This is a genomic window from Burkholderia aenigmatica (genome assembly GCF_902499175.1).
Lineage (GTDB): Bacteria > Pseudomonadota > Gammaproteobacteria > Burkholderiales > Burkholderiaceae > Burkholderia > Burkholderia aenigmatica.
The window spans coordinates 43,571-64,194 of record NZ_CABVQC010000034.1; the positions used below are offsets into that span (position 1 = coordinate 43,571).

General features: G+C 69.3%; 20 protein-coding genes. 9 read left to right on the top strand and 11 right to left on the bottom strand.

Features of this window, described 5'->3' with window-relative positions:
* Nucleotides 1–19 precede the first annotated feature (19 nt).
* Nucleotides 20–679: an OB-fold-containig protein gene (locus tag BDO18943_RS23525; RefSeq protein WP_175024236.1), complete on the top strand. Its 660-nt coding sequence runs from the start codon at nt 20–22 to the stop codon at nt 677–679.
* 90 nt (nt 680–769) lie between these two features.
* A complete protein-coding gene (locus tag BDO18943_RS23530) occupies nt 770–2,551 on the top strand; it encodes a flotillin family protein (RefSeq protein WP_235996171.1) in 1,782 nt (593 codons plus the stop codon).
* 190 nt (nt 2,552–2,741) lie between these two features.
* On the opposite strand, the gene BDO18943_RS23535 is transcribed toward BDO18943_RS23530, so the two are convergent.
* Both BDO18943_RS23535 and BDO18943_RS23540 read right to left on the bottom strand, forming a co-directional pair.
* The gene (locus tag BDO18943_RS23535; protein WP_043185114.1) at nt 2,742–3,053 is read right to left on the bottom strand and encodes a hypothetical protein; all 312 of its coding nucleotides are present in this window, start codon (nt 3,051–3,053) and stop codon (nt 2,742–2,744) included.
* Between the two features lie 123 nt (nt 3,054–3,176).
* Complete coding sequence (locus tag BDO18943_RS23540; protein ID WP_235996172.1) at nt 3,177–3,944, bottom strand: CGNR zinc finger domain-containing protein; 768 nt, start codon at nt 3,942–3,944, stop codon at nt 3,177–3,179.
* On the opposite strand from BDO18943_RS23540, the gene BDO18943_RS23545 reads away from it, so the two are divergent.
* Complete coding sequence (locus BDO18943_RS23545; RefSeq protein WP_175024238.1) at nt 3,926–4,915, top strand: arginase family protein; 990 nt, start codon at nt 3,926–3,928, stop codon at nt 4,913–4,915. The genes BDO18943_RS23540 and BDO18943_RS23545 overlap by 19 nt on opposite strands.
* Nucleotides 4,916–4,996: 81 nt before the next feature.
* Here the strand turns inward: BDO18943_RS23545 and BDO18943_RS23550 are convergent, their stop codons facing one another.
* The 3 genes from BDO18943_RS23550 to BDO18943_RS23560 all read right to left on the bottom strand — a co-directional run bounded on the left by BDO18943_RS23550 (nt 4,997) and on the right by BDO18943_RS23560 (nt 8,920).
* Nucleotides 4,997–6,394: an enolase C-terminal domain-like protein gene (locus BDO18943_RS23550; protein ID WP_175024239.1), complete on the bottom strand. Its 1,398-nt coding sequence runs from the start codon at nt 6,392–6,394 to the stop codon at nt 4,997–4,999.
* Between the two features lie 64 nt (nt 6,395–6,458).
* Nucleotides 6,459–7,799 (bottom strand): MFS transporter, encoded by a 1,341-nt coding sequence (locus BDO18943_RS23555; protein ID WP_175024240.1) that lies wholly within the window; start codon nt 7,797–7,799, stop codon nt 6,459–6,461.
* Between the two features lie 206 nt (nt 7,800–8,005).
* Nucleotides 8,006–8,920 carry a LysR substrate-binding domain-containing protein gene (locus BDO18943_RS23560; protein ID WP_260865382.1) on the bottom strand — a complete coding sequence of 305 codons (915 nt, stop codon included), beginning with the start codon at nt 8,918–8,920 and terminating at the stop codon, nt 8,006–8,008.
* 100 nt (nt 8,921–9,020) lie between these two features.
* On the opposite strand from BDO18943_RS23560, the gene BDO18943_RS23565 reads away from it, so the two are divergent.
* The 3 genes from BDO18943_RS23565 to BDO18943_RS23575 all read left to right on the top strand — a co-directional run bounded on the left by BDO18943_RS23565 (nt 9,021) and on the right by BDO18943_RS23575 (nt 11,853).
* Complete coding sequence (locus tag BDO18943_RS23565) at nt 9,021–9,752, top strand: glutathione S-transferase family protein (RefSeq protein ID WP_175024241.1); 732 nt, start codon at nt 9,021–9,023, stop codon at nt 9,750–9,752.
* A 125-nt stretch (nt 9,753–9,877) separates the two neighbouring features.
* The gene (locus tag BDO18943_RS23570) at nt 9,878–10,504 is read left to right on the top strand and encodes a DUF2239 family protein (RefSeq protein ID WP_175024242.1); all 627 of its coding nucleotides are present in this window, start codon (nt 9,878–9,880) and stop codon (nt 10,502–10,504) included.
* 17 nt (nt 10,505–10,521) lie between these two features.
* Nucleotides 10,522–11,853 carry a carotenoid oxygenase family protein gene (locus BDO18943_RS23575; protein WP_175024243.1) on the top strand — a complete coding sequence of 444 codons (1,332 nt, stop codon included), beginning with the start codon at nt 10,522–10,524 and terminating at the stop codon, nt 11,851–11,853.
* Between the two features lie 16 nt (nt 11,854–11,869).
* Here the strand turns inward: BDO18943_RS23575 and BDO18943_RS23580 are convergent, their stop codons facing one another.
* Genes BDO18943_RS23580 through BDO18943_RS23595 form a run of 4 tightly spaced genes read right to left on the bottom strand, consistent with a single transcriptional unit; the run spans nt 11,870 to nt 16,127 of the window.
* Entirely contained in the window at nt 11,870–13,036 is a 1,167-nt protein-coding gene (locus BDO18943_RS23580) for an ABC transporter permease (RefSeq protein WP_043185127.1), read from the bottom strand.
* A gap of 3 nt (nt 13,037–13,039) precedes the next feature.
* Nucleotides 13,040–14,194 (bottom strand): ABC transporter permease, encoded by a 1,155-nt coding sequence (locus tag BDO18943_RS23585; RefSeq protein ID WP_175024244.1) that lies wholly within the window; start codon nt 14,192–14,194, stop codon nt 13,040–13,042.
* Between the two features lie 21 nt (nt 14,195–14,215).
* The gene (locus tag BDO18943_RS23590; protein WP_175024245.1) at nt 14,216–14,914 is read right to left on the bottom strand and encodes an ABC transporter ATP-binding protein; all 699 of its coding nucleotides are present in this window, start codon (nt 14,912–14,914) and stop codon (nt 14,216–14,218) included.
* A 7-nt stretch (nt 14,915–14,921) separates the two neighbouring features.
* On the bottom strand, nt 14,922–16,127 hold the full coding sequence (locus BDO18943_RS23595) for an efflux RND transporter periplasmic adaptor subunit (RefSeq protein WP_175024246.1): 1,206 nt from the start codon (nt 16,125–16,127) through the stop codon (nt 14,922–14,924).
* A gap of 360 nt (nt 16,128–16,487) precedes the next feature.
* Between BDO18943_RS23595 and BDO18943_RS23600 the strand changes: the two genes are divergently transcribed.
* Entirely contained in the window at nt 16,488–16,721 is a 234-nt protein-coding gene (locus BDO18943_RS23600) for a hypothetical protein (protein ID WP_043185133.1), read from the top strand.
* A gap of 77 nt (nt 16,722–16,798) precedes the next feature.
* Here BDO18943_RS23600 and BDO18943_RS23605 read toward each other — a convergent pair whose 3' ends face one another.
* Entirely contained in the window at nt 16,799–17,560 is a 762-nt protein-coding gene (locus BDO18943_RS23605) for a Mut7-C RNAse domain-containing protein (protein ID WP_175024247.1), read from the bottom strand.
* 9 nt (nt 17,561–17,569) lie between these two features.
* On the opposite strand from BDO18943_RS23605, the gene BDO18943_RS23610 reads away from it, so the two are divergent.
* Nucleotides 17,570–18,526, top strand: coding sequence for an NAD(P)-dependent oxidoreductase (locus BDO18943_RS23610; RefSeq protein ID WP_260865424.1), 957 nt, complete (start codon nt 17,570–17,572; stop codon nt 18,524–18,526).
* A 76-nt stretch (nt 18,527–18,602) separates the two neighbouring features.
* Nucleotides 18,603–19,244 carry a LysE family translocator gene (locus BDO18943_RS23615; protein WP_043185141.1) on the top strand — a complete coding sequence of 214 codons (642 nt, stop codon included), beginning with the start codon at nt 18,603–18,605 and terminating at the stop codon, nt 19,242–19,244.
* A gap of 75 nt (nt 19,245–19,319) precedes the next feature.
* Here the strand turns inward: BDO18943_RS23615 and BDO18943_RS23620 are convergent, their stop codons facing one another.
* On the bottom strand, nt 19,320–20,603 hold the full coding sequence (locus BDO18943_RS23620; RefSeq protein ID WP_175024249.1) for an MFS transporter: 1,284 nt from the start codon (nt 20,601–20,603) through the stop codon (nt 19,320–19,322).
* Nucleotides 20,604–20,624 lie beyond the last annotated feature (21 nt).

Below are 20,624 nucleotides of genomic sequence, written 5' to 3' on the forward strand. Positions count from 1 at the left end.
ACCTGAGAGCAATACAACAATGACTTCTTCACTGATGCTGCCGGGCAATGCGCCGTTCGTCGCCGCGATCGGGCTGATGATCGTGATCGGCGTGCTGGAGTGCCTGTCGATGCTGATGGGGCTCAGCCTGACCGAGCATGCGGGCAACCTGCTGGTCCTGCACTTCGGTCTCGATCATGCGGATGGCGGGCCCGACGCCGGCTTCGTCGGCCAGTTTCTCGGCTGGCTGCACGTGGGCCGGGTGCCGCTGCTGATCCTGCTGATCCTCTTCCTGCTCGGTTTCTCGGTGGTCGGGCTCGCGTTGCAGACGTCGATGCAGGCCGTCGCGGGCGTCACGATGCCCACCGGGCTGGCCGTCGTGTTGGCCGTGCTTGCGGCATTGCCGTTCGTGCGGCACACCGGCAAGTTCTTCGCGCGCTTTCTCCCGCAGACCGAAACCACGGCGGTATCCGAAGCCGATTTCATCGGCCGCACCGCACGGATCGTCACCGGCGAAGCGTCGCTCGGCAATCCGGCCGAAGCGCGGCTCGTCGACGAGCATGGCCAGCAGCACTACGTCCGCGTCGAACCGGACGAGGCCGGCCGCACATTCGCGAAAGGCACGACGGTCCTGCTCGTGTCGCGCATTTCGGGTTCGCGTTACCACGCCATCGAGAATCCCAGGCCCGAATTGCTCTGAATCCCGTTTTACCAGCCCACTGCCTTTGAGAGCGGCGTGGACTGGCGCACCTTGCTGTCACCATCCGTACACAGGAGTCGAACAAACATCATGATGAATGCACTCTCATTCTGGGGCGCTGTCGCATTGGCAGTGGTGGTGGGTATCTGCGTGATCGGCATGATCTTCGCGCGTCTTTACGTGCGGGCGTCGGCGGAACGCGCCTTCGTCCGCACCGGGCTCGGCGGGCAGAAGGTGATCATGAGCGGCGGCGCGGTCGTGCTGCCGGTGTTTCATGAAGTGATCCCGATCAACATGAACACGCTGAAGCTCGAAGTGAGCCGCGCGACGCGCGACAGCCTGATCACGAAGGACCGGATGCGCGTCGACGTGGTCGTGGCGTTCTTCGTGCGGGTCGCGCCGACCGAAGAGGGCGTGTCGACTGCCGCACAGACGCTCGGCCAGCGCACGCTGGCGCCGGAAAACCTGCGCGCGCTCGTCGACGACAAGTTCGTCGATGCGCTGCGCTCGACCGCCGCGCAGATGACGATGCAGGATCTCCAGGACGCCCGCGAGAAATTCGTGCAGGGCGTGCAGAACACGGTCGCGGAAGATCTGACGAAGAACGGGCTGGAGCTGGAAAGCGTGTCGCTGACCAACTTCAACCAGACGTCGAAGGAATACTTCGATCCGAACAACGCGTTCGACGCCGAAGGCCTGACCAAGCTCACGCAGGAAACCGAACGGCGCCGCAAGGAGCGTAACGAGGTCGAGCAGGATACCGAGGTGGCGGTGCGCGAGAAGAACCGCGACGCGCTGTCCCGTAAGCTCGAGATCGATCAGCAGGAATCGTTCATGAAGCTCGAGCAGGAGCAGCAGGTCAAGACGCGCACGGCCGAGCAGAACGCGCGGATCGCCACGTTCGAGGCCGAGCGTCATCAGGAGGCTGAGCAGAGCCGGATCGGCGCCGAGCGGCAGATTCAGGAATCGGAGATCCAGCGCGAGCAGGCGCTGCGCACCCGCAAGGTGGAAGCGGAGCGCGAAGTGCGCGTGAAGGAGATCGAGCAGGCGCGCGTCACGCAGATGGCGGCGATCGAGCAGGCGAAGGTGACCGAAATCGCGCAGCAGGAAAAGGCCATCGTGATCGCGGAGAAGTCCGAGGCGCAGTCCCTGGCGCAGGCGCGCGCGAGCGAGTCGCTCGCGGGTGCGGTGCGGGCCGAGCAGCAGGTCGAGACGACGCGTCGGACCGCGGAGGCCGACCGGGCCAAGCAGGTCGCGCTGATCGAGGCGGCGCAGGAAGCGGAAACGCAGGCCGTTCACATTACGACGCAGGCACGGGCGGAACGCGATGCGGCCCAGATGCAGGCGGCCGCGATGGTCGAGCTGGCCGAGGCGGCGCGCAAGAAGGGGCTCGCCGAGGCTGAAGCGCAGCGTGCGCTGAACGACGCGATCAATGCGCTGTCGTCGGACCAGACGAGCCTCAAGTTCAAGCTGGCGTTGCTGCAGGCACTGCCGGCCGTGATCCAGCAGACGGTCGAGCCGATGAAGGCGATCGACGGCATCAAGATCATCCAGGTCGACGGGCTCAACCGTGGCGGTGCTGCCGCGGATGGCGTCGCGCCTGCCGCGAACGGCGGCAATCTGGCCGAGCAGGCGATGTCCGCGGCGCTGTCCTATCGCGCACATGCGCCGTTGATCGATTCGCTGCTCGGTGAAATCGGATTGTCCGGCGGCTCGCTGCAAGGGCTCGTGCCGGGTGTCCCGACGAATGTGTCGGCACCGGCACACGCATCGACACCGGCACCAGCACACGCTTCGGCATATACACCGGCACCGGTCACCGTTCACTCGGTCGGCGGTGCATCGCCCAAAGCCGACGGCGCAGTGGCATAACGCGCGGGGTATGGGGCGCACCGTCCCGTCCCGGTTGGCGCGGGTTGGCAGCGGAGGAGCCGCGCGACGAAGCCTCGTCGCGCCTGCCTTGCGTTCCCGCTGATGCCAGACAGGCCCGATCGCACGATCGGGCCTGTTTTGTTTCAGGGCCTGCCCGCGACGGCGGCAAGGCTCATGTTCTTCGCGACAGCTAGCTCAGCAACCCGTAGGCGGCCTTGAACGTCGGCACCGACAATGCGGCGAACGCCACCATGATGGCCACCAGAATCGCGAGCCTTTTCCGCAGCAGCACGCCAATCCCGATTCCTGCCGGATAGAACACCAGCGTCAGCACGATCGTGAGCCAGAGCCATGCGTAGCCGGCGCCGCCCTCGAAGTGCGAAATGTCGCGCGTCTTCACGAGCGCGGCGTAGCCCGCGACGGTGATGCTCGCAGGCAGGCACAGCAGCGAGTAGGGAACGAGGACGATGATCTGTCGCAGGTTCGGATCGGGAGACGTCATGGCAAGCGGTTCGGATTCTGATGGACGGTGGCGAGGAACAGGTCGTCGTGTGAGCGGGACCGCCGGATTCGCGTAGCCGGCAGGATGCGGGCGTTTTCGGTGTTTGGCAACGGCCGTCCGCCGTTAGTCGGGCGTGTCGTGGCTCGCCGATCCGTCCGGCGCGCGCCGCACCGCGCGATAGTGCCGCCGCGCCTTCGCCACATTGCCGCAAGTCGCCATGTCGCACCACTTGCGGCGCCCCGTTTTCGAGCGGTCGATGAACAGCCACGCGCAATTCGAGCCCGCACACATCCGTAGCCGTCCGTCGGGCGATGCTTCAAGCAGCTTCACCGCATCGAGCGCGAGCCGGTGGACGGGCAGGTGCACGTCCGCCGGATCAGCGGGATCGTCGAATCCGATACGCCCGGCTGTTGCGATCAGCCGCCGGCCGTTCATCGCGCGCTTCCATGCCCGCTCCAGCGTTTCCAGATCCGCCGCGGCCACCGGTGCGCCGTGCGAGCGCGCACCGACGATGCCGAACAACGCTTCACGCAGGCGCTTCGCGTCGCGCAGTGCGCGCTCGGCGGTGCCCGGCGCCTCAGCTGCGCGAGCCGCGAGCTGTTCCACGTCGGGTGCGGAGCAAACCGACGATCGCGCGAGCCACGCGAGCCACGCGTCGTAATCCGGCAGCCAGTCGCGCGGGGTCTGATCGCGGCCGGTCACCGTGTTGATGAAATCGAGGACGGGATGGCCGCCGACGAAATCGCGGGCCTCGAACACGTGCGCTTCCAAAACCGGTGAAATGTGGGACATGGGCTGAATTGATGCTAACCTTTGATCGTTATTTAAAAGGTTAGCACATCCGGTAACCGGTGCTTGTGCGAGGAGAGCGCATGGCGACGTCGACGGCATCACCCGGCCTGCGGGCCGACCCTTTGCAACCCGGCGGCGCCCGGCCGATAGAGCTCATCGCCGCGCCCAGCAGCCTCGGCCTGCGGCCGAACACGGCCGGTCTCGAGCCGGAGACCTGGCGCGCCCCGGACGTGCTGCTGGCGACCGGCCTCGCCGCGCGCGCCGGCGCGCGCGTGTCGCGGCTTGCGCATCCCGCCTATGCCGTTGCGCCGCAGCCCGGAACCCGTATCCGCAACGGCTTGGCGATCCGCGAGTTCTCGCTCGACCTTGCCGCGCGCGTCGCCGACGCGCGCAGGCGGCAGGCCTTTCCGATCGTGCTCGGTGGCGATTGCAGTGTCCTGCTCGGGTGCCTGCTGGGCAACCGTCGCGCGGGTGGCAACGGGCTCGTGCATGTCGACGGGCACAGCGACTTCTTCCACCCCGGCAATTACGACACCTCGACGCGGCTCGGTTCCGTGGCGGGGATGGATCTCGCGCTGTCGACCGGGCGAGGGGAGCCGCTGCTGACCGACTGGCCGGCACTCGACGGCCCGCTCGTCGACGATCTCGACGCATGCCAGGTGGGCGAGCGTGAATCCGAGTCCGGCGACTTCGAGGCCACGTATGGCGATATCGCCCGCACGGCGATCTCGCGCATCACGATCCAGCAGCTTCTGGCGCGCGGGCCCGCCGCCGTCGCGGTTGAGCTGGTCGACTGGCTCGGTGCGCGGGCGCTCGGGCAGGCGTGGCTGCACGTGGATCTCGACGTACTCGATCAGTCGCAACTGCCGGCCGTCGATTCTCCCGGTTCGCCGGGGCTGGACTTCGACGGGCTCGACGCGCTGCTCGGCCCGCTCGTTGCGTCGGGGCGCGTGGCGGGGATCGACTTCACCATCTATGACCCCGGGCTCGACCCCGGTCACGTGCATGCGGATCGCATCGCGCGCAGCATCGAGCGATGCGCCGCCGCGCTGCCCTCACGGTGCGGCTGAAGGCGGCGGCGAGCGGGGCCGGGCCGTCGCTCGACCGCATTCGGGTGCGGCGATGAACGAACGGCAATGTCCCTGTCGTCGTCACCCGCGCCCGAAACTCGGCCGCTTCGGATCGTACGTCCACCCCGGCACGAGATAGCGCATCGCGGCCGCATCGTCGCGCGCGGTGCCGCCAACCTGCCGGTACAGCGCATGCGCAGCCTCGACCTGCGCCATGTCGAGGTCGATCCCGAGCCCCGGCCGCCCCGGCACGGCCACCTGGCCGCCGACGATCTTCAGCGGCTCGCGCGTGAGCCGCGCATCGCATTCCTGCCAGATCCAGTGCGTGTCGATTGCCGTGATCGCGCCGGGCGCGGCCGCCGCCGCATGTGTGAACATCGCGAGCGACACGTCGAAGTGGTTGTTCGAGTGCGAGCCCCACGTGAGCCCCCAGTCGCGGCACAGCTGCGCGAGCCGCACCGAGCCCTGCATCGTCCAGAAATGCGGGTCGGCGAGCGGGATGTCGACCGCCTGCAGCCGCACCGCGTGATCCATCTGCCGCCAGTCGGTCGCGATCATGTTGGTCGCGGTCGGGATTCCCGTCGCGCGGCGGAATTCGGCCATCACCTCGCGGCCCGAATAGCCGCCTTCCGGCCCGCACGGATCTTCCGCATACGCGAGCAGGTGGCCTTGCCCACGGCACAGCGCGACGGCCTCGTCGAGCGACCACGCGCCGTTCGGGTCGAGCGTGGCGCGCGCGTCGGGGAAGCGCGCCTTGATCGCGGCGATCGCTTCCATCTCGTCGGCGCCGGCCATCACGCCGCCCTTCAGCTTGAAATCGGCGAAGCCGTAGCGCTCGACCGCGGCTTCGGCCTGCCGCGCGATCGCGGCCGGCGTGAGCGCTTCCTCGTTGCGCAGCCGGAACCACGCGTCCGACGCGTGCGTTTCGTCGCGATACGGCAGGTCGGTGCGGCGCCGGTCGCCGACGTAGAACAGATAAGCGAGCATCGGCACCGCGTCGCGCTGCTGGCCTTCGCCAAGCAGCGCCGCGACCGGCACGTCGAGATGCTGGCCGAGCAGGTCGAGCAGCGCCGCCTCGATCGCAGTGATCACGTTGTCTAGCCGCAGGTTGATCTCGTGTGGCTGGCGCAGCACGGCCGCTTCGCCGGCCGACGTCACCTCGTGCCGGATCGTGCGGCCCGCACCCGCGTCCGCGCCGGACAACGCCGCGCGCACCGCGTTGAGCGTCGCCTGATAGCGTCCGATCGACTGGCCGACCACGCGATCCGTCATGCGCTCGAGCGCGTGGCGGATCCCTTCGCCGCCCGGCACTTCACCGACGCCCGTGTGTCCACTGCTGTCGTCGAGGATCACGAGGTTGCGCGTGAAGTACGGCGCGTGCGCGCCGCACAGGTTGAGCAGCATGCTGTCGCGGCCGGCGACGGGGATCACCTGCATGCGCGTGACGCGCGGGGTGCCGGCACGGCTTGATTCGGACATCGGTTCGCTCCTGGTTCCGGTAGTACGCGCGGGCCGCCGGCCAGGCCGGAGCGGCCCGCGCCGGTCATTGAAGCTCGACGCGGCGGATCTCGCCGACGACGAACAGGTAGCAGATCACGGCGACGAGCGCGTGCGCGACGACATAGACCAGCGCGCCGTTGAACGAGCCGCTGCGGTCGACGATGTAGCCGATCGCGATCGGCGTCGTGATGCTGGAGAGGTTGCCGCACGTGTTGAGCAGCGCACCGCTCAGGCCCGCAATCTGGCGCGGCGCGGTGTCGGCGTTGACGGCCCAGCCGAGTGCGCCGAGCCCCTTGCCGAAGAACGACAGCGCCATGAACAGCACGACGAGCACGTGCGAATCGGTGTAGTTGCAGACGATCATCGACATCGACAGCAGCATGCCGAACACGATCGGCACCTTGCGCGCGACCGACAGCGAGCGGCCCTGCTTGAGCAGCCCGTCGGACACGATGCCGCCGAGAATCCCGCCGAGGAACCCGCACACGGCCGGGATCGACGCGACGAGCCCCGCGTTGAGGATCGACATCCCGCGCGCCTGCACGAGATAGACGGGAAACCACGTGATGAAGAAATAGGTGAGCGCGTTGATGCAGTACTGCGCGACGTACACGCCGATCAGCATCCGGCTCTTCAGCAGCGCCTTCACGTGGCGCATCGACGGGCCGCCGTCGCGTCCACCCGTCGCCTGGTCGATGTTGACGAGCGCGCCGCCTTCGGCGAGATAGTCGAGTTCCGCGCGGTTGATGTTCGGGTGGTCTTTCGGGTCGTACATCGTGCGGTTCCACACCAGGACGAACGCGAAGCCGAGCACGCCCATCACCACGAACACCGACTGCCAGCCGAACGCATGCACGAGCCAGCCCATCAACGGCGCGAACAAGACGGTCGCCGCATACTGCGCGGCGTTGAAGATCGCCGACGCGGTGCCGCGCTCGGCGGCCGGGAACCACGCGGACACGATCCGGCTGTTGGCCGGGAACGACGGCGCCTCGGCCGCGCCGACCAGGAACCGCAGCCCGAACAGCAGCGCGAACGCGGCCGCGCCGCCGAAGAAGCCGATCGAGCCCTGCAGCAGTGTGAACAGCGACCAGAAGAAGATGCTGAGCGCGTAGACGATGCGCGACCCGTAGCGGTCGAGCAGCCAGCCGCACGGCAGTTGGGCGACCACGTACGACCAGCCGAACGCGGAGAAGATGAAGCCGATCTGCACGTGGCTCAGGTGCAGTGCGCGGGCAAGGCTCGGACCCGCGATCGCGATTGCCGCGCGATCCGCATAGTTGATCGTCGTGACCGCGAACAGGACGGTCAGCACCAGCCAGCGCACGCGCGTGCGCCGGGCCGTTGCCGAAGCGGACGCCGGCAGCGCTTGAAGCGGATTCATGACTGTCTCCTCCGAAGGGCGGAAGGTGCCGTCGTGCGGCAGGCGCGTCAGTGCGCGCCATTCGTGTGGGTGCTCCCGGCCGGAGGCCGGACGCCGCTGCTGGAGGGCAGGGCGTCCGGGCCATTCTGTCATGTCGAAATTTGCGCCTTCATGCCAATTGCTGACTTGATCGATTCATGATTTGAATCGATCGGTCGGGCGATCGCTCAGGCACGTGCGTCGTCCGCAGGGGTGCCGTGATGGCGCGCCACGTGCTGCGCGAGAAACTCGACGGCGGCGCGCACGCCGGGCAACTGGCCGCGCCGGTGCGGCATCAGCAGCGTCGTCGTGACGGTGCCGGCGCACCAGCCGGGCAACACGCACACGAGGGCACCGGACGCGAGCGCGGCGCCGGCGATCCAGTCGGGCAGGCACGCGATGCCGAGGCCGGCCGTCGCCGCCTGTAGCAGCAGCGTCGATTCGTCGGCCTGCAGGCGCAGGCGCGGCGTCACGTCGACGGTGTCGCCGCCGCGTTGCAGCCGCCACGGCTGCTGGCCTGGTTGCAGCCCGTCATGCTGCGCGAGATCGGCCGGCGCGTTCGGCGTGCCGGCACGCGCGAGATAGGCCGGTGACGCGACGGCGATAATCGGCGATGCCGCGAGCGGCCGTTGCACGAGCGCGGAATCGGGCAGCGGCGCGAAATGGCTGCGCACCGCGATGTCGAAGCCTTCCTGCGCGATGTCGACGAGGCGGTCGCTCGCGTGAATCTGCAACAGCAGCTTCGGGTGCGCGATCGCCAGCGCCGGCAGGCAGGGCGCGAGGATGTGCTGCGCGACCGGCACCGAGCTCGTGATCCGCACGACGCCGGCCGGCTCGGCGGCTTGCCGCAGCACCGCGTCGCGCGCACTTTCGGCCTCGATCACGGCCGCGCGGGCATGCTCGAAGAATTCGGTGCCGACCGGCGTGAGCCGGAAGCTGCGCGACGTGCGATGCACGAGCCGCGCGCCGAGCGTGCGCTCGAGCTCGGCAACGCGTTTGCTGACCGTCGATTTCGGCAGGTTGAGCCGGCGCGCGGCGGCCGACATGCTGCCGGCGTCGACCGCCTGCACGAACAGGTAGAGATCGTTCAGGTTCACTTCCAGCGTCCATATGGAGAAACGACGGGTTTCGATTTTAGCGGCTACTGCGCCATCGTTCGCCGTGGGAGCATGATCGCTCGTTCAACTTCTGCGGAATCTCCCGATGTCTCCCATCCTTCTCTACGGCATTCCCGCCGGCTGCTCGTTCGGCTCGATCGTTGCGCTCGAATGGATCGGCCGCCCGTACCGGCTGTCGCGCATCTCGATGCCGGGCGCCGTGACGAGCGACGCGTTCCTCGCGCTGAACCCCGTCGCCGAGACCCCGGCGTTCGTGACCGCGAACGGCGACGTGCTGACCGAAAGCCTCGCGATCCTCGGCCACATCGGTGCGCAGGCGCTCGACAGCGGCCTCGCGTTCCGCCAGGGCAGCGCAGATTTCGACCGGCTGAACCGGATGCTCGCGTGGCTGAACACGACGTTCTTCAACGCGTTCGGTGCGCTCTGGTACGTGTACGAACACGACTCCGCGGGCACCGAGAAAGCGGCGTTGCAGGCGTACGGCCGCGGCAAGGTGCTGAAGGCGCACCGGCAGCTCGAGGCGATGCTCGAGCGCGGTGACGGCCCGTGGCTGCTGGGCGCACAGCGCACGCTGGTCGACGCGTACTTCGCCGGAATTGCGCGCTGGGCCGACTATCACGCGGTGTTCGAGCCCGAAGCGTTCCCGCGCATCGCCGCACTGCGTGCGCGGCTCGCCGACGATGCAGGCGTGCGGTTCGCGCAGGCGATCGAGGAAAACCTGCCGCTGCCGGCGTCGTCGTCGTTCGATGGGCATGTGTCGCTCGACGACGCGCTGGCAAGCGCGCGCGGCATCGCGATGCCGGCCAGGGCGATCTGACCGGCGTCGTGCTCGCCCGAAGGATGGATCGCCCCGACGACAAATTTTACCCGGATAATATTGACATCCCATTTATACCCGGATAAAAATAGCGTCATTCCGATTCCAGCCTGCGGGCGACCATGATGACCACCACCACACTGCTTCCTTCCTATACGGCGTTCGACGGCCACCGGCGGCTCGCGTCGGGCCCGCTCGCGACGGTCGCGCTTGCGGTCCGGCAGGCGGCCGGCGATGCGATGACCGGCACGATCCTGATCTTCGACGATGCGACGGGCCGCTCGATCGACCTCGACCTGCGCGGCACGGCGGACGAGATCCGCGCGCGCTACGCGCCGCCGTCGGGCGATGCCCCCGGCGGCGCCGGCGAGCCGGCCGGCGCGGGCGAACAGCGCGGCCGTGGCCGGCCGAAGCTCGGCGTCGTGTCGCGCGAGGTCACGCTGCTGCCGCGTCACTGGGATTGGCTGGCCGCGCAGCCGGGCGGTGCGTCCGTCGCGTTGCGCAAGCTCGTCGAGGACGCACGGCGCACGCATGCGGCGGCCGATCGTCTCCGCGATGCGCAGGCGCGCGCGTACCACTTCATGTCGGCGATGGCGGGCGATCTGCCCGGTTTCGAGGAGGCCGCGCGCGCGCTGTATGCAAACGACCCGGCGCGGCTCGCCGAGCTGGTCGCCGGCTGGCCGGACGACGTGCGCGACCATGCGCTCGCACTGGCGCGCGGCGATCTGCCGCCGTCCACCGAAGACTGCTGACAGGAGCATCGAAAGCAATGACCGTATTCGATCTGAACCGCGGCGCGGCCGCGCCGGTTGCCGACGAAGTCGATCTCGTCGACCTGCGCGTGACCGGCACCGTCCCGCACGAACTCGACGGCGCGTTGCTGCGCAACGGCCCGAACCCGCCGGGCGGCCGCTTCGAAGGGAACGATATGCTGTCGTGGTGGCCGGAAGCCGCGATGCTGCACGCGATCGCGTTCGAAGGCGGCCGCGCGACCGGCTACCGGAACCGCTGGGCACGTACGCAGCGCTGGGCCGCCGTGCATGCGCCGGGAGAGGCGCCGCAACTGCCCGACACCAATCCGAACGTGAGCGTGCTGCAGCATGCGGGCGAATTGCTCGCGCTGTCGGAGGGCGGCGCGCCGTTTGCGATCACGTCGGGGCTCGATTCGCTCGGCGTGTCGGCGCGGCACGCGGGCTTCGGTGGCGGGATGACCGCGCATCCGAAGGTCGATCCGGTCACGGGCGAGCTGATCGCGTTTCGCGCGGACTGGCGTGCGCCGTGGCTGCGCTATGGCGTCGCCGACGCGCAGGGCGTGCAGCGCGTCGATATCGAGATCGAGCTGAGTGCGCCGTCGATGATGCACGACCTCGCGATCACCGAAACCCGCAGCTTGTTGCTCGACCTGAATGTCGGCTATGACTTCTCGCTGCTGAAGCAGGGCCACCGGATGCCGCTGCGCTGGCACGACGACCGGCCCGCGCGTATCGGCGTGCTCCCGCGCCACGGTGGCGCGGTGCGCTGGTTCGGTGTCGAGCCGTGCTTCATCCTGCACGTCGTGAACGCGTACGACTGCGATGCGTCCTGCATCGTGCTCGACGCGGTGCGCTATCCGTCGTTCCTGCGGCTCGATGCAGCCACGGGCCGCTTCGCGGACAACCCGGTCGGCGAGCTGTGGCGCTACGTGATCGATACGGCGAACGGGCTGATCGACGAAGGGCCGCTCGCCGACGGCGGCATCGAGATGCCGCGCATCAACGAAAGCAGGACGGGGCGCCGCTACCGCTACCTGTATGCGCTCGAGCAGCCGAACAACGCGGAAATGCGCGGCGTGATGCGCTTCGACCACGCGAGCGGCACGACGACGCGCTACGCGGTGCCGCCCGGCGACCAGAACAGCGAGCCGGTGTTCGTGCCGCGCCCGGGCGGCGTCGACGAGGACGACGGCTGGCTGCTGGTGATGGTCTACCGCGCGGCGACGGATACGAGCGACGTGGTGATCCTCGATGCGCGCGCGATCGACGCGGGGCCGGTCGCGACCGTGCACCTGCCGCGCCGTGTGCCGGCCGGGTTCCACGGCGCATGGGTGCCGCGCGAACGCTGAACGGAGGGGCCGCGCGTCACTGCGCGCGCAGCGCGTCGACAATCTTCAGGCGCGCGGCGCGCATTGCCGGCAGGAACCCGCCGACGAGCCCCATCACCAGCGAGAACAGCAGCGTCTTCACGACGATCGCGGGCGTCAGCACGAAGCGGAACGACAGGTCCGAGAAGGTCTGGAAGTTGGTCGTCGAGAACGATGCGAACTGCATCAGCGACGCGCATGCGAGCCCCGCGACGCCGCCGACGAAGCCGAGCAGCAGCGCTTCCAGCAGGAACGCGGCGAGCACGTTCGTGCGCTTGAAGCCGAGCGCGCGCAGCGTGCCGATCTCGGCGACGCGGTTCGCGACCGACGCATACATCGTGATCATCGCGCCGATCATCGCGGCGATCGAGAAGATCGTCGACAGCGTGATGCCGAGGATGTTGATGAACTTCGACAGCGCCTTCGACTGGTCGCCGTAGAAGGTCTGTTCGCGTTTCGCCTCGTCGGTGAGGCGCGGGTCGACGTCGATGTCGGCCTTGAAGCGCGCGAAGCCGTCGGCGCTCGGGATGCGCAGCACCATCGACGAATAGCTGGTGCGCCGGAACGACTGCATCAGCTGGTCGACGTCGCCCCAGATCTCCGAATCGAAGCCGCTGCCGCCCGCGTCGAAGATGCCGACGATGGTCCAGTCGCGCTGCGCGAAATGCAGGCTGTCGCCGAGCTGCGTGCCGCTGAACCCTTTCGCGATCGCGCTGCCGACGATGATTTCCGACGAGCCGGGCGTGAACAGGCGGCCGGCGGTGAGTTTCACGTGCGGGCGCAGCGCGAGGCCGGCCGGCGATACGCCGCGGATCACGACGTTCGACGGCTTGCCGGTCGACGTCTTCACCAGCGAGATCAGCACGACCGCTTCCTTCGACACGAGCGGCCGGCCGTCGGGGCCGAGCGCGACGGCCGGGTGCATCTCGAGCGCGTTGGCCTGCTGGTGGTCGATCGAACTCTGGATCTCGGTTTCGGCGCCCTTGCGGATCACCACCGCGTTGTCGGGTTCGCCGGTCGACACGAGCGTCTTCGTGAGCCCCGCGTCGAGCATCTGCACCGTCGCGAACACGAAGATCACGAGCGCCATCCCGCCGGCGGTCAGCGCGGTGGTGAGCCGCCGGGTCCACAGGTTGCGCGCGATGTAGTTGAGCGGGATCGCCATGGTCTAGCCGATCGCCCGCAGGCCTTCGACGACCCGCACGCGCGCCGCCTGCCACGCCGGCACGATCGCCGCCGCGAAGCCGACCGCGACCGAGCACGCGGCCTGCAGCATGACCGTTTCGGTCGACACCTTGAACACCGGGAAGATGCCGCCGGCCGCCTGCTTGAACAGGCTGGCGGCGGGCGGCGTCGCGAGGATCCCGAGCCCGCCGCCGGCCACCGCGATCACGACCGATTCGCCGAACACGATCAGCGCGAGGAACCCGGGGCCGAAGCCGAGCGCCTTCAGCGTTGCGTATTCGGCCGTGCGTTCGCGCGCGCTCATCGCCATCGCGTTGGCCATCACGGCCATGATGATCAGGATCACGACGTACGACACGAGACGGATCGCCGCGATGATCTGGTTCGACATCGCAACGAAGCCGAGCTGGAACGCCTGCTCGGTCTCGGTCAGCGTTTCGGCGAGCGAGTTCTTGAACACCGCGTCGACGTTGCGCGCGATCGATGCGCCGTCGTCGGGGTTCGCGACGCCGAGCACGAATACGCCGACCTGGTCGGCCTGCTTCGGCGTGCGCTGGCGCACCGTCTCGTTCAGGTAGTCCCAGTGGAACACCAGCTGGCGTGTGATCGTCGAGTCGTCGCGACCGTCGAGGATCCCGCGCACGACGAAATCCCACGTGCCGGGATAGATCGTGCCCTTGAGCGGGATCACGTCGCCGATCTTGAAGCCGAATTGCGTGGCGAGCTGGCGGCCGACGAGGCAGCCGCGGCGGTCGCGGTTGTAGTCGGCGCGCTGCTGCGCCGGGATGATGAATTCCGGATACAGGTCGAGATAGTTGTCCGACACCGCGAAGCTCGCGAAGAAGTTCTTCGGGTCGCGGTAGATGCCGCCGAACCAGTTCGAGCGGACCACGGCCGTCACGCCGTCGACGCCTCGGATCCGGTTCTCGTAGCTCACGGGCAGCGGAAACACGAGCGAGATCGCGTTGCGCGTGACGAGCCGCCCGCTGGACGCGGCTGCCGCGCCCGCGTACCACGCGTCGACCACGGTGTGCAGCAGCCCGAACGCCAGTACCGCGATGGTCAGCCCGAGCACGGTCAGCAGCGTGCGCAGCCGGTGCCGCAGCGCATTGCGCGCGATCAGCTTCAGCACGTACATCGCGCGCGCTCCCGCAGCCGGTCAGCCGGCGTGCCCATCGATCAGTTCCCCTTTTTCCAGATGCACGAGCGAGCGCGCGGCGCCGGCCGCGTGCGCGTCGTGGGTCACCATGATGATCGTCTTGCCGAGCTCGGCGTTCATCCGCTGCAGCATCGCGAGCACGTCGGTGGCCGACGCGCGGTCGAGGTCGCCGGTCGGCTCGTCGGCGACGATCAGCACCGGATCGGTGATCAGCGCGCGCGCGATCGCGACGCGCTGCTGCTGGCCGCCCGACAGCTCGGACGGGTAGTGGCTCGTCCGGTCGCCGAGGTTCACCATGTCGAGCACGAGTTCGACGCGCTCGCGCCGCTCGCGGCGCGACAGGTGCGTGAGCATCAGCGGCAGCTCGACGTTCTCGAACGCGGTGAGCACCGGCATCAGGTTGTAGAACTGGAAGATGAAGCCGACGTTCGCCGCGCGCCATTCGGCCAACTGCGCCTCCGCGAGCAGCGAGATGTCGAGTCCGCCCACGCGCAGCTCGCCGCTGTCGGGCCGGTCGATGCCGGCCACCAGGTTGAGCAGCGTGCTCTTGCCGGAGCCGGACGGCCCCATCAGTGCGACGAAGTCGCCTTCGCCGATATCGAGCGTGATGTCGGTCAGCACGGGCACGATCTGGTTGCCGCGCCGGTACGACTTCGCGACGTGGCTGAGCTCGACGAGGGGTGACGGGGCGTCGTTCACGCGCGCGCTACTTCTTCGCGACGGTCACTTTCGCGCCGTCCTTCAGCTTCGCGCCCGGCGCGAGCACGACCGAGTCGCCGGGCTTCACGCCGCGGATCGCGACGAGTTCGCCGATCCGCAGGCCGGCCGTCACGGCCGTCGCGTGCACGGTGTCGTCCTTCACGACGAACACGACCGGCCGGCCGTCGCGCTCGACGACCGCGCTCGCCTGCACGGCCGTCACGGGCTGCCGGTCCTGCACCGACACGGGCTTCGACAGGAACGCGATCTTCGCGCTCATGTCGGGCAGCACGCGGTCGTCGCGGTCGACGAAGCGCACCTTCACGAGCACGGTGGCCTTCGAGCGATCGACGGTCGGCACGATGCGCGACACGCGGCCCGCGAAGCGCGTGTCGGGCAGCGCGTCGAGCTGGATCTCGCACGGCTGCTCGGCGCGGATCTTTGCGATATTCGATTCGGCGACGTCGGCCTCGACCTCGAGCGTGTCCATGTCGGCGATCGTCACGACGGCGCCCTTGCTGTCCGACGCGGACGAGAACGGCGTGATGTTGTCGCCGACGTTCGCGTGCTTCGCGAGCACGATGCCGTCGAACGGCGCGCGGATCACCGTCTGGTCGACCGCGACCTGCGCGGCCTGCGCGTTGGCCTCGGCGGACGCGATCGCAGCCTGGTCGCTGTTGACCGACGCGCGCGCCTTGTTCACGCGGGCCGTGTCGGTGTCGAGCTGCGCGGCCGGCACGGCGCCCTTCGGCGCGAGTACCGAGGTGCGGCGCAACGCGATCTCGGCGTCCTTCAGTTCGGCCTGCTCGACGCCGAGGTTGGCACGGGCGACCTTCACCTGCGCGAGCGCCTGCGCCAGCGAGGCCTCGACGTCGCGGCTTTCGAGGCGCGCGATGATCTCGTCCTTCTTCACGCGCGTGCCTTCGAGCACGCCGAGCCATTCGACGCGCCCCTGGCCCTTCGACGCGACCGCGGCCTTGCGCTGCGGCACGACGTAGCCGGTCGCATTGAGTTGCGTGTCGTTCTGGTACGGGTAGGCGGACGTGACGGTCGTGGTTTCGACCGCCGGCCGGCCGGTCAGCGCGAGGCCGGCGGCGATCGCGACGATGACGACCGCGGCGGCGACCGCATAGCGCAGCCACCGGTGCCGGCGGGGCGCCGGTGCGAGCGGACGCCGGTCGATCTTCAGTTTGTCCAGATTGTGATCGGGCAATTTGAGCGCCTCGAGACGGCGGCGGTCTGGTGACCGGCCGCGATCCGGTTTCCGGGGAAAGGGACGGATGGACGCCAGTATAAGCGCCGCCCCGATGGCGTGCGAGCAGGTTTGCGGCGCCGCCGCGGCGGCGGCCGGACCGGTCGCCGGCACGGGAACACGCGTGCGCCCCCGGGGAAACCCGAGGGGCGCAAGCAACGTGTCAACTTGCCGCGAACGCGGTGCGTTATGGAACCAGTGCGTCAGGTTTTGTCGCGACGGAACGGCGAAAGCCGGCCTCGCGGCCTGGGGCTCCGATGCGAATGCCTCGCATCTTTACTTACCGGTACGTTTGATTTTTTCTCCGCTAAAGGAAGAACAATGAAGAAGACGCTCGCTTCGATCATCGCCGCAGCATTCGCACTCGCATCGGTTTCGGCATTCGCACAGGCGTCCGCGCCGGCAGCCGACACGTCGGCAGCAGCTCCGGCACCGGCCAAGAAGGATCACAGCAAGCCGAAGCACCAGCTGAAGCACCACGGTTCGGCCAAGGGCAAGGCGAAGGCCGCCGCTGCATCGGCAGCCGGTACGAACGACGCAGGCGCAGCAAACTAAGCGCTTCGCCCGGGGCCGGCACCGCCGGCCGCCAGTCGCGAGACCCCGCATGTTCACGCATGCGGGGTTTTGTTTTTTCAGGCGTCGCGTTCGCCGGCCGGCGGCGGTGGCGACGCGCGCATCGCGTCGACCACCGTGCGCATGCGCCGCCAGTGCGAGCCTTCCCAGAACACGCGCCGGCATACGTCGCACGCGGCGAAGCGCCGGTGCCGCTGCCGGACGCCGGCCGGCACGCGCGGCGCGGCGGCGGCCGCGTCGAGCGGATGCAGCGGGGCATTGCAGCGCAGGCACAGCCGGAACGGCCGCATGTGCGGTGCGAGATCGAGCCGCTCGAACAGTTCACGCAGCTGATCGGACGGCTGCAGCGCGTGCAGGTAGCAGCCGCGCTCGACCGCGCGCCGCTTGAGCAGCTCGCGGTCGCGGGTCAGCACGATCCGGCCCTCTCGCGCGGCGAGCGCCGCGAGCTCGTCGTCGCGGTAGTGGTTGTCGTAGCAGGTGTCGAAGCCCGCGAGGCGCAACAGTTGCGCGAGGCCGCCGAGATGCGCGTCGGCGACAAAGCGCCATTGCGCCGGCTGCGGCGCGGTAGCCCCGTTCACCGTGGATTGCGCGCGTTCCGGAAAGGCTTCGACCCGGTCGCCGTCGTCGAGCGGCCGGTCGAGCGCGGCCGGCGCGTCGTTCACGCAGAGCCGGCCGATTTCGGTATGCGGGACGCCGAGCGCCTCGATCGCATGCTTCACCGTCGCATCGCGCGCGCACGCGTGCCCGAACGCGCGGTCGCGCTGCGCGCGCGGGAGAAAGGCGTTCAGTTCGTCGTGGAAGCGGAAGGTCGCGGTCGCCATGCGCGCAGTATGGCACCGCGCACGGGTGGCCGCGTGCCCTGCAGATGCCACGCATCTGTGGTTAACTCCCCGCTTCACGGAGCGAAGGAGCGGGAAATGGATCTCGGATTTATCGGGCTGGGCGAAATGGGGCAGGCAATCGCGACGAACCTGCTGAAGGCCGGGCACACGGTGCGGGTCTGGAACCGGTCGCGCGAGCGCGCCGAGCCGCTCGCCGCGCTCGGCGCGCAGATCGTCGACACGCCGGCCGACGCGTTTCGCGGCGACGCGGTGTTCTCGATGCTGGCCGACGACGCCGCGGCGCGCGCGATCTTCGACGATGCGCTGCTCGCGCAGGCGCCACGCGGCCTGATCCACGTCAACATGGCGACGGTGTCGGTCGCGCTGGCCGAATCGCTCGCGCACGCGCATGCGTCGCGCGGTATCCATTACGTCGCCGCGCCGGTGATGGGGCGGCCCGATGTCGCGGCGGCCGCGCGCCTGACGATCATGGCGGGCGGCCCGGCCGAGGCGATCGACCGCGTGCAGCCGCTGTTCGACGCGATCGGCCAGAAGACCTGGCGGTTCGGTTCGCTGCCGCAGCACGCGAACGTCGCGAAGATCGCCGCGAACTTCACGCTCGCGTCGGCGATCGAGACGCTCGGCGAGGCGTCCGCGCTGCTGGGCGCGCACGGCGTCGCGATGCGCGACTTCCTCGACGTGATCACCGGCAGCGTGTTTCCGGGCCCCGTCTACGAAGGCTACGGCTCGATGATCGCCGAGCGGCACTACGAGCCCGCGCGCTTCAAGGCGCGCCTCGGGCTGAAGGATGTTCGCCTCGCGCTGGAGGCCGGCGACGCCGTGTCGGTGCCGTTGCCGGTGGCGAGCGTCGTGCGCGACAACCTGCTCGACGCGCTCGCGCACGGCGGCGGCGAGCAGGATTTCGCGGTGCTCGGCGAAGTCGCGCTGCGCCGCGCGGGCCGCTGATCCGTCGCGCGACAGAAGTCCGGCGCATTGGCATAATCGACGTTTCGTTTTCCCTTTCATCCAGGCAGAGGCGAGCATGAACTTGCATACGTGGTGGCTTTTCGTGGCGACGGTGTTCGTCGTGTCGGCGATTCCGGGCCCGAACATGCTGCTGGTGATGACGCACGGCGCGCGGCACGGGCTGCGGCGTTCGACGTGGACGATGGCCGGCTGTCTCAGCGCGCTGGTGCTGATGCTGTCGGTGTCGGCGGCGGGCCTCGGCGCGGTGCTCGAAGCCTGGCCGGCGATGTTCAACACGCTGCGCTACGCGGGCGCGGCCTACCTCGTCTACCTCGGTGTGAAGGCGTGGCGCGCACGCGTCGACGACGATGCGCCTGCCGCCGACGTCGAAACCGTGTCGCGCCAGGCCGCGCCGGCATCGCGCGGGACGCTGTTCCGCAACGGCTTCCTGGTCGCGGGCAGCAACCCGAAGGCGATCCTGTTCGCGGCCGCGCTGCTGCCGCAGTTCATCAACGCGGCCGAACCGACGCTGCCGCAGTTCGGCGTCCTCGTCGTCACGTTCGCGGTGATCGAGGTGAGCTGGTATCTCGTCTACGCGTCGTTCGGCACGCGCATCGGCGCGACGCTGAAGAGCCAGAGCGTCGCGAAGATCTTCAACCGGCTGACGGGCGGGTTGTTCGTCGGCTTCGGCGCGATGATGGCACTAGTCCGTCACTGATTTCGAACTGACACCGGCGCGCCGAACGCCCCGTCCCTCGCAAGAGGGCGGGGCGTTCGGCTTTTCGGGCCGGGTTTACGTCCGCGGGCGCGTCAACGCCGCTGCGCCGGCCCCGCGTCCGGCCGAGAGCCCGAAGACGGTGGCCGTGCCGGCGAACGCGAACCCGACGCCGCACACCGCGCTCCATCCGCCCCAGGCCCACGCACCGCCTGCGAGCACCGCACCGAGCGCGCCGCCGATGAAGAACAACCCGACGAACAGCCCGTTCAGGCGGCCGCGTGCGGCCGGGTTCAGCAGGTTGATCTCGCGGCGGCCGATCGTCTGGTCGACGATGACGCCCGCGTCCAGCAGCGCCGCGCCACCGGCCAGCAGCGCGAGCGCGACGCCGCGATGCGCAGGCGCGTCGAAGCCGAACCAGCCGGCGCCCGCGATGCCGAGCACGACGAGCGCCGCGAGCATCGTGCCGTGTGCGATCCGCTGCGCGGCCGGGCCGTGGCCATGGTCGCCGGCACGGCCCGCGAGCGGTGTGACGATCGCGCCGCTGGCGCCGGCGAATGCGAACAGCGCGATCCCGTGCAGATCGAGGCCGAACGGCGGCTGCGCGAGCCGCAGCCCGACCGCGGTCCAGAATGCGCTGAACGCGGCCATCGCGAGCGCCGCCGACAGCGCATGCCGGCGCAGCACCGGCTCGTCGGCCAGCAGGCGCCCCATCGATGCGAGCAGCGCGCGGTAGCCGGCCGTGATCGACGGCGTGCGCGACGGCAGGCGCAGCGCGAGTATGACGGCGATCGCGGCGTTCGCGAGCGCGGCCAGCACGTAGAACCCGCGCCAGCCGGCCGAGCCCGCAATCAGGCTCGCGAGCGGCCGCGACAGCAGGATGCCCAGCATCAGCCCGCTCATCACGTTGCCGACCGCGCGGCCGCGCTGCGCCTCGGGTGCCATCGACGCGGCCATCGGCACGAGCATCTGGATCACGCTCGACGCGGCGCCGGCCACGAGCGTCGCCAACAGGAACACGGTGCCCGACCGCGTGAACGCGGGCAGCGCGAGCGCGGCCGCGCAGGCAGCCAGCGTCACGACGATCAGGCGGCGGTTCTCGAGCAGGTCGACCAGCGGGACGAGCAGCACGAGCCCGGCCGCGTAGCCGAGCTGCGGCAGCATCGCGACGAGGCCGGTCAGGCCGGGCGGCAGGTGCAGGTCGGCGCTGATCGGGCCCGTCAGCGGTTGCGCGGCGAACAGGTCCATCACGATCACGCCGACCGTCGCGGCGAAGAACAGCGTCATGCCCGCGCTCAGCGCGGGCGGCGCGCCGGCGGACGTGCGAATGGCGGTGGGGCAAGGGTTGGCGGGGCAGTTCATCGGAAACCTGGCGAGTGGGTC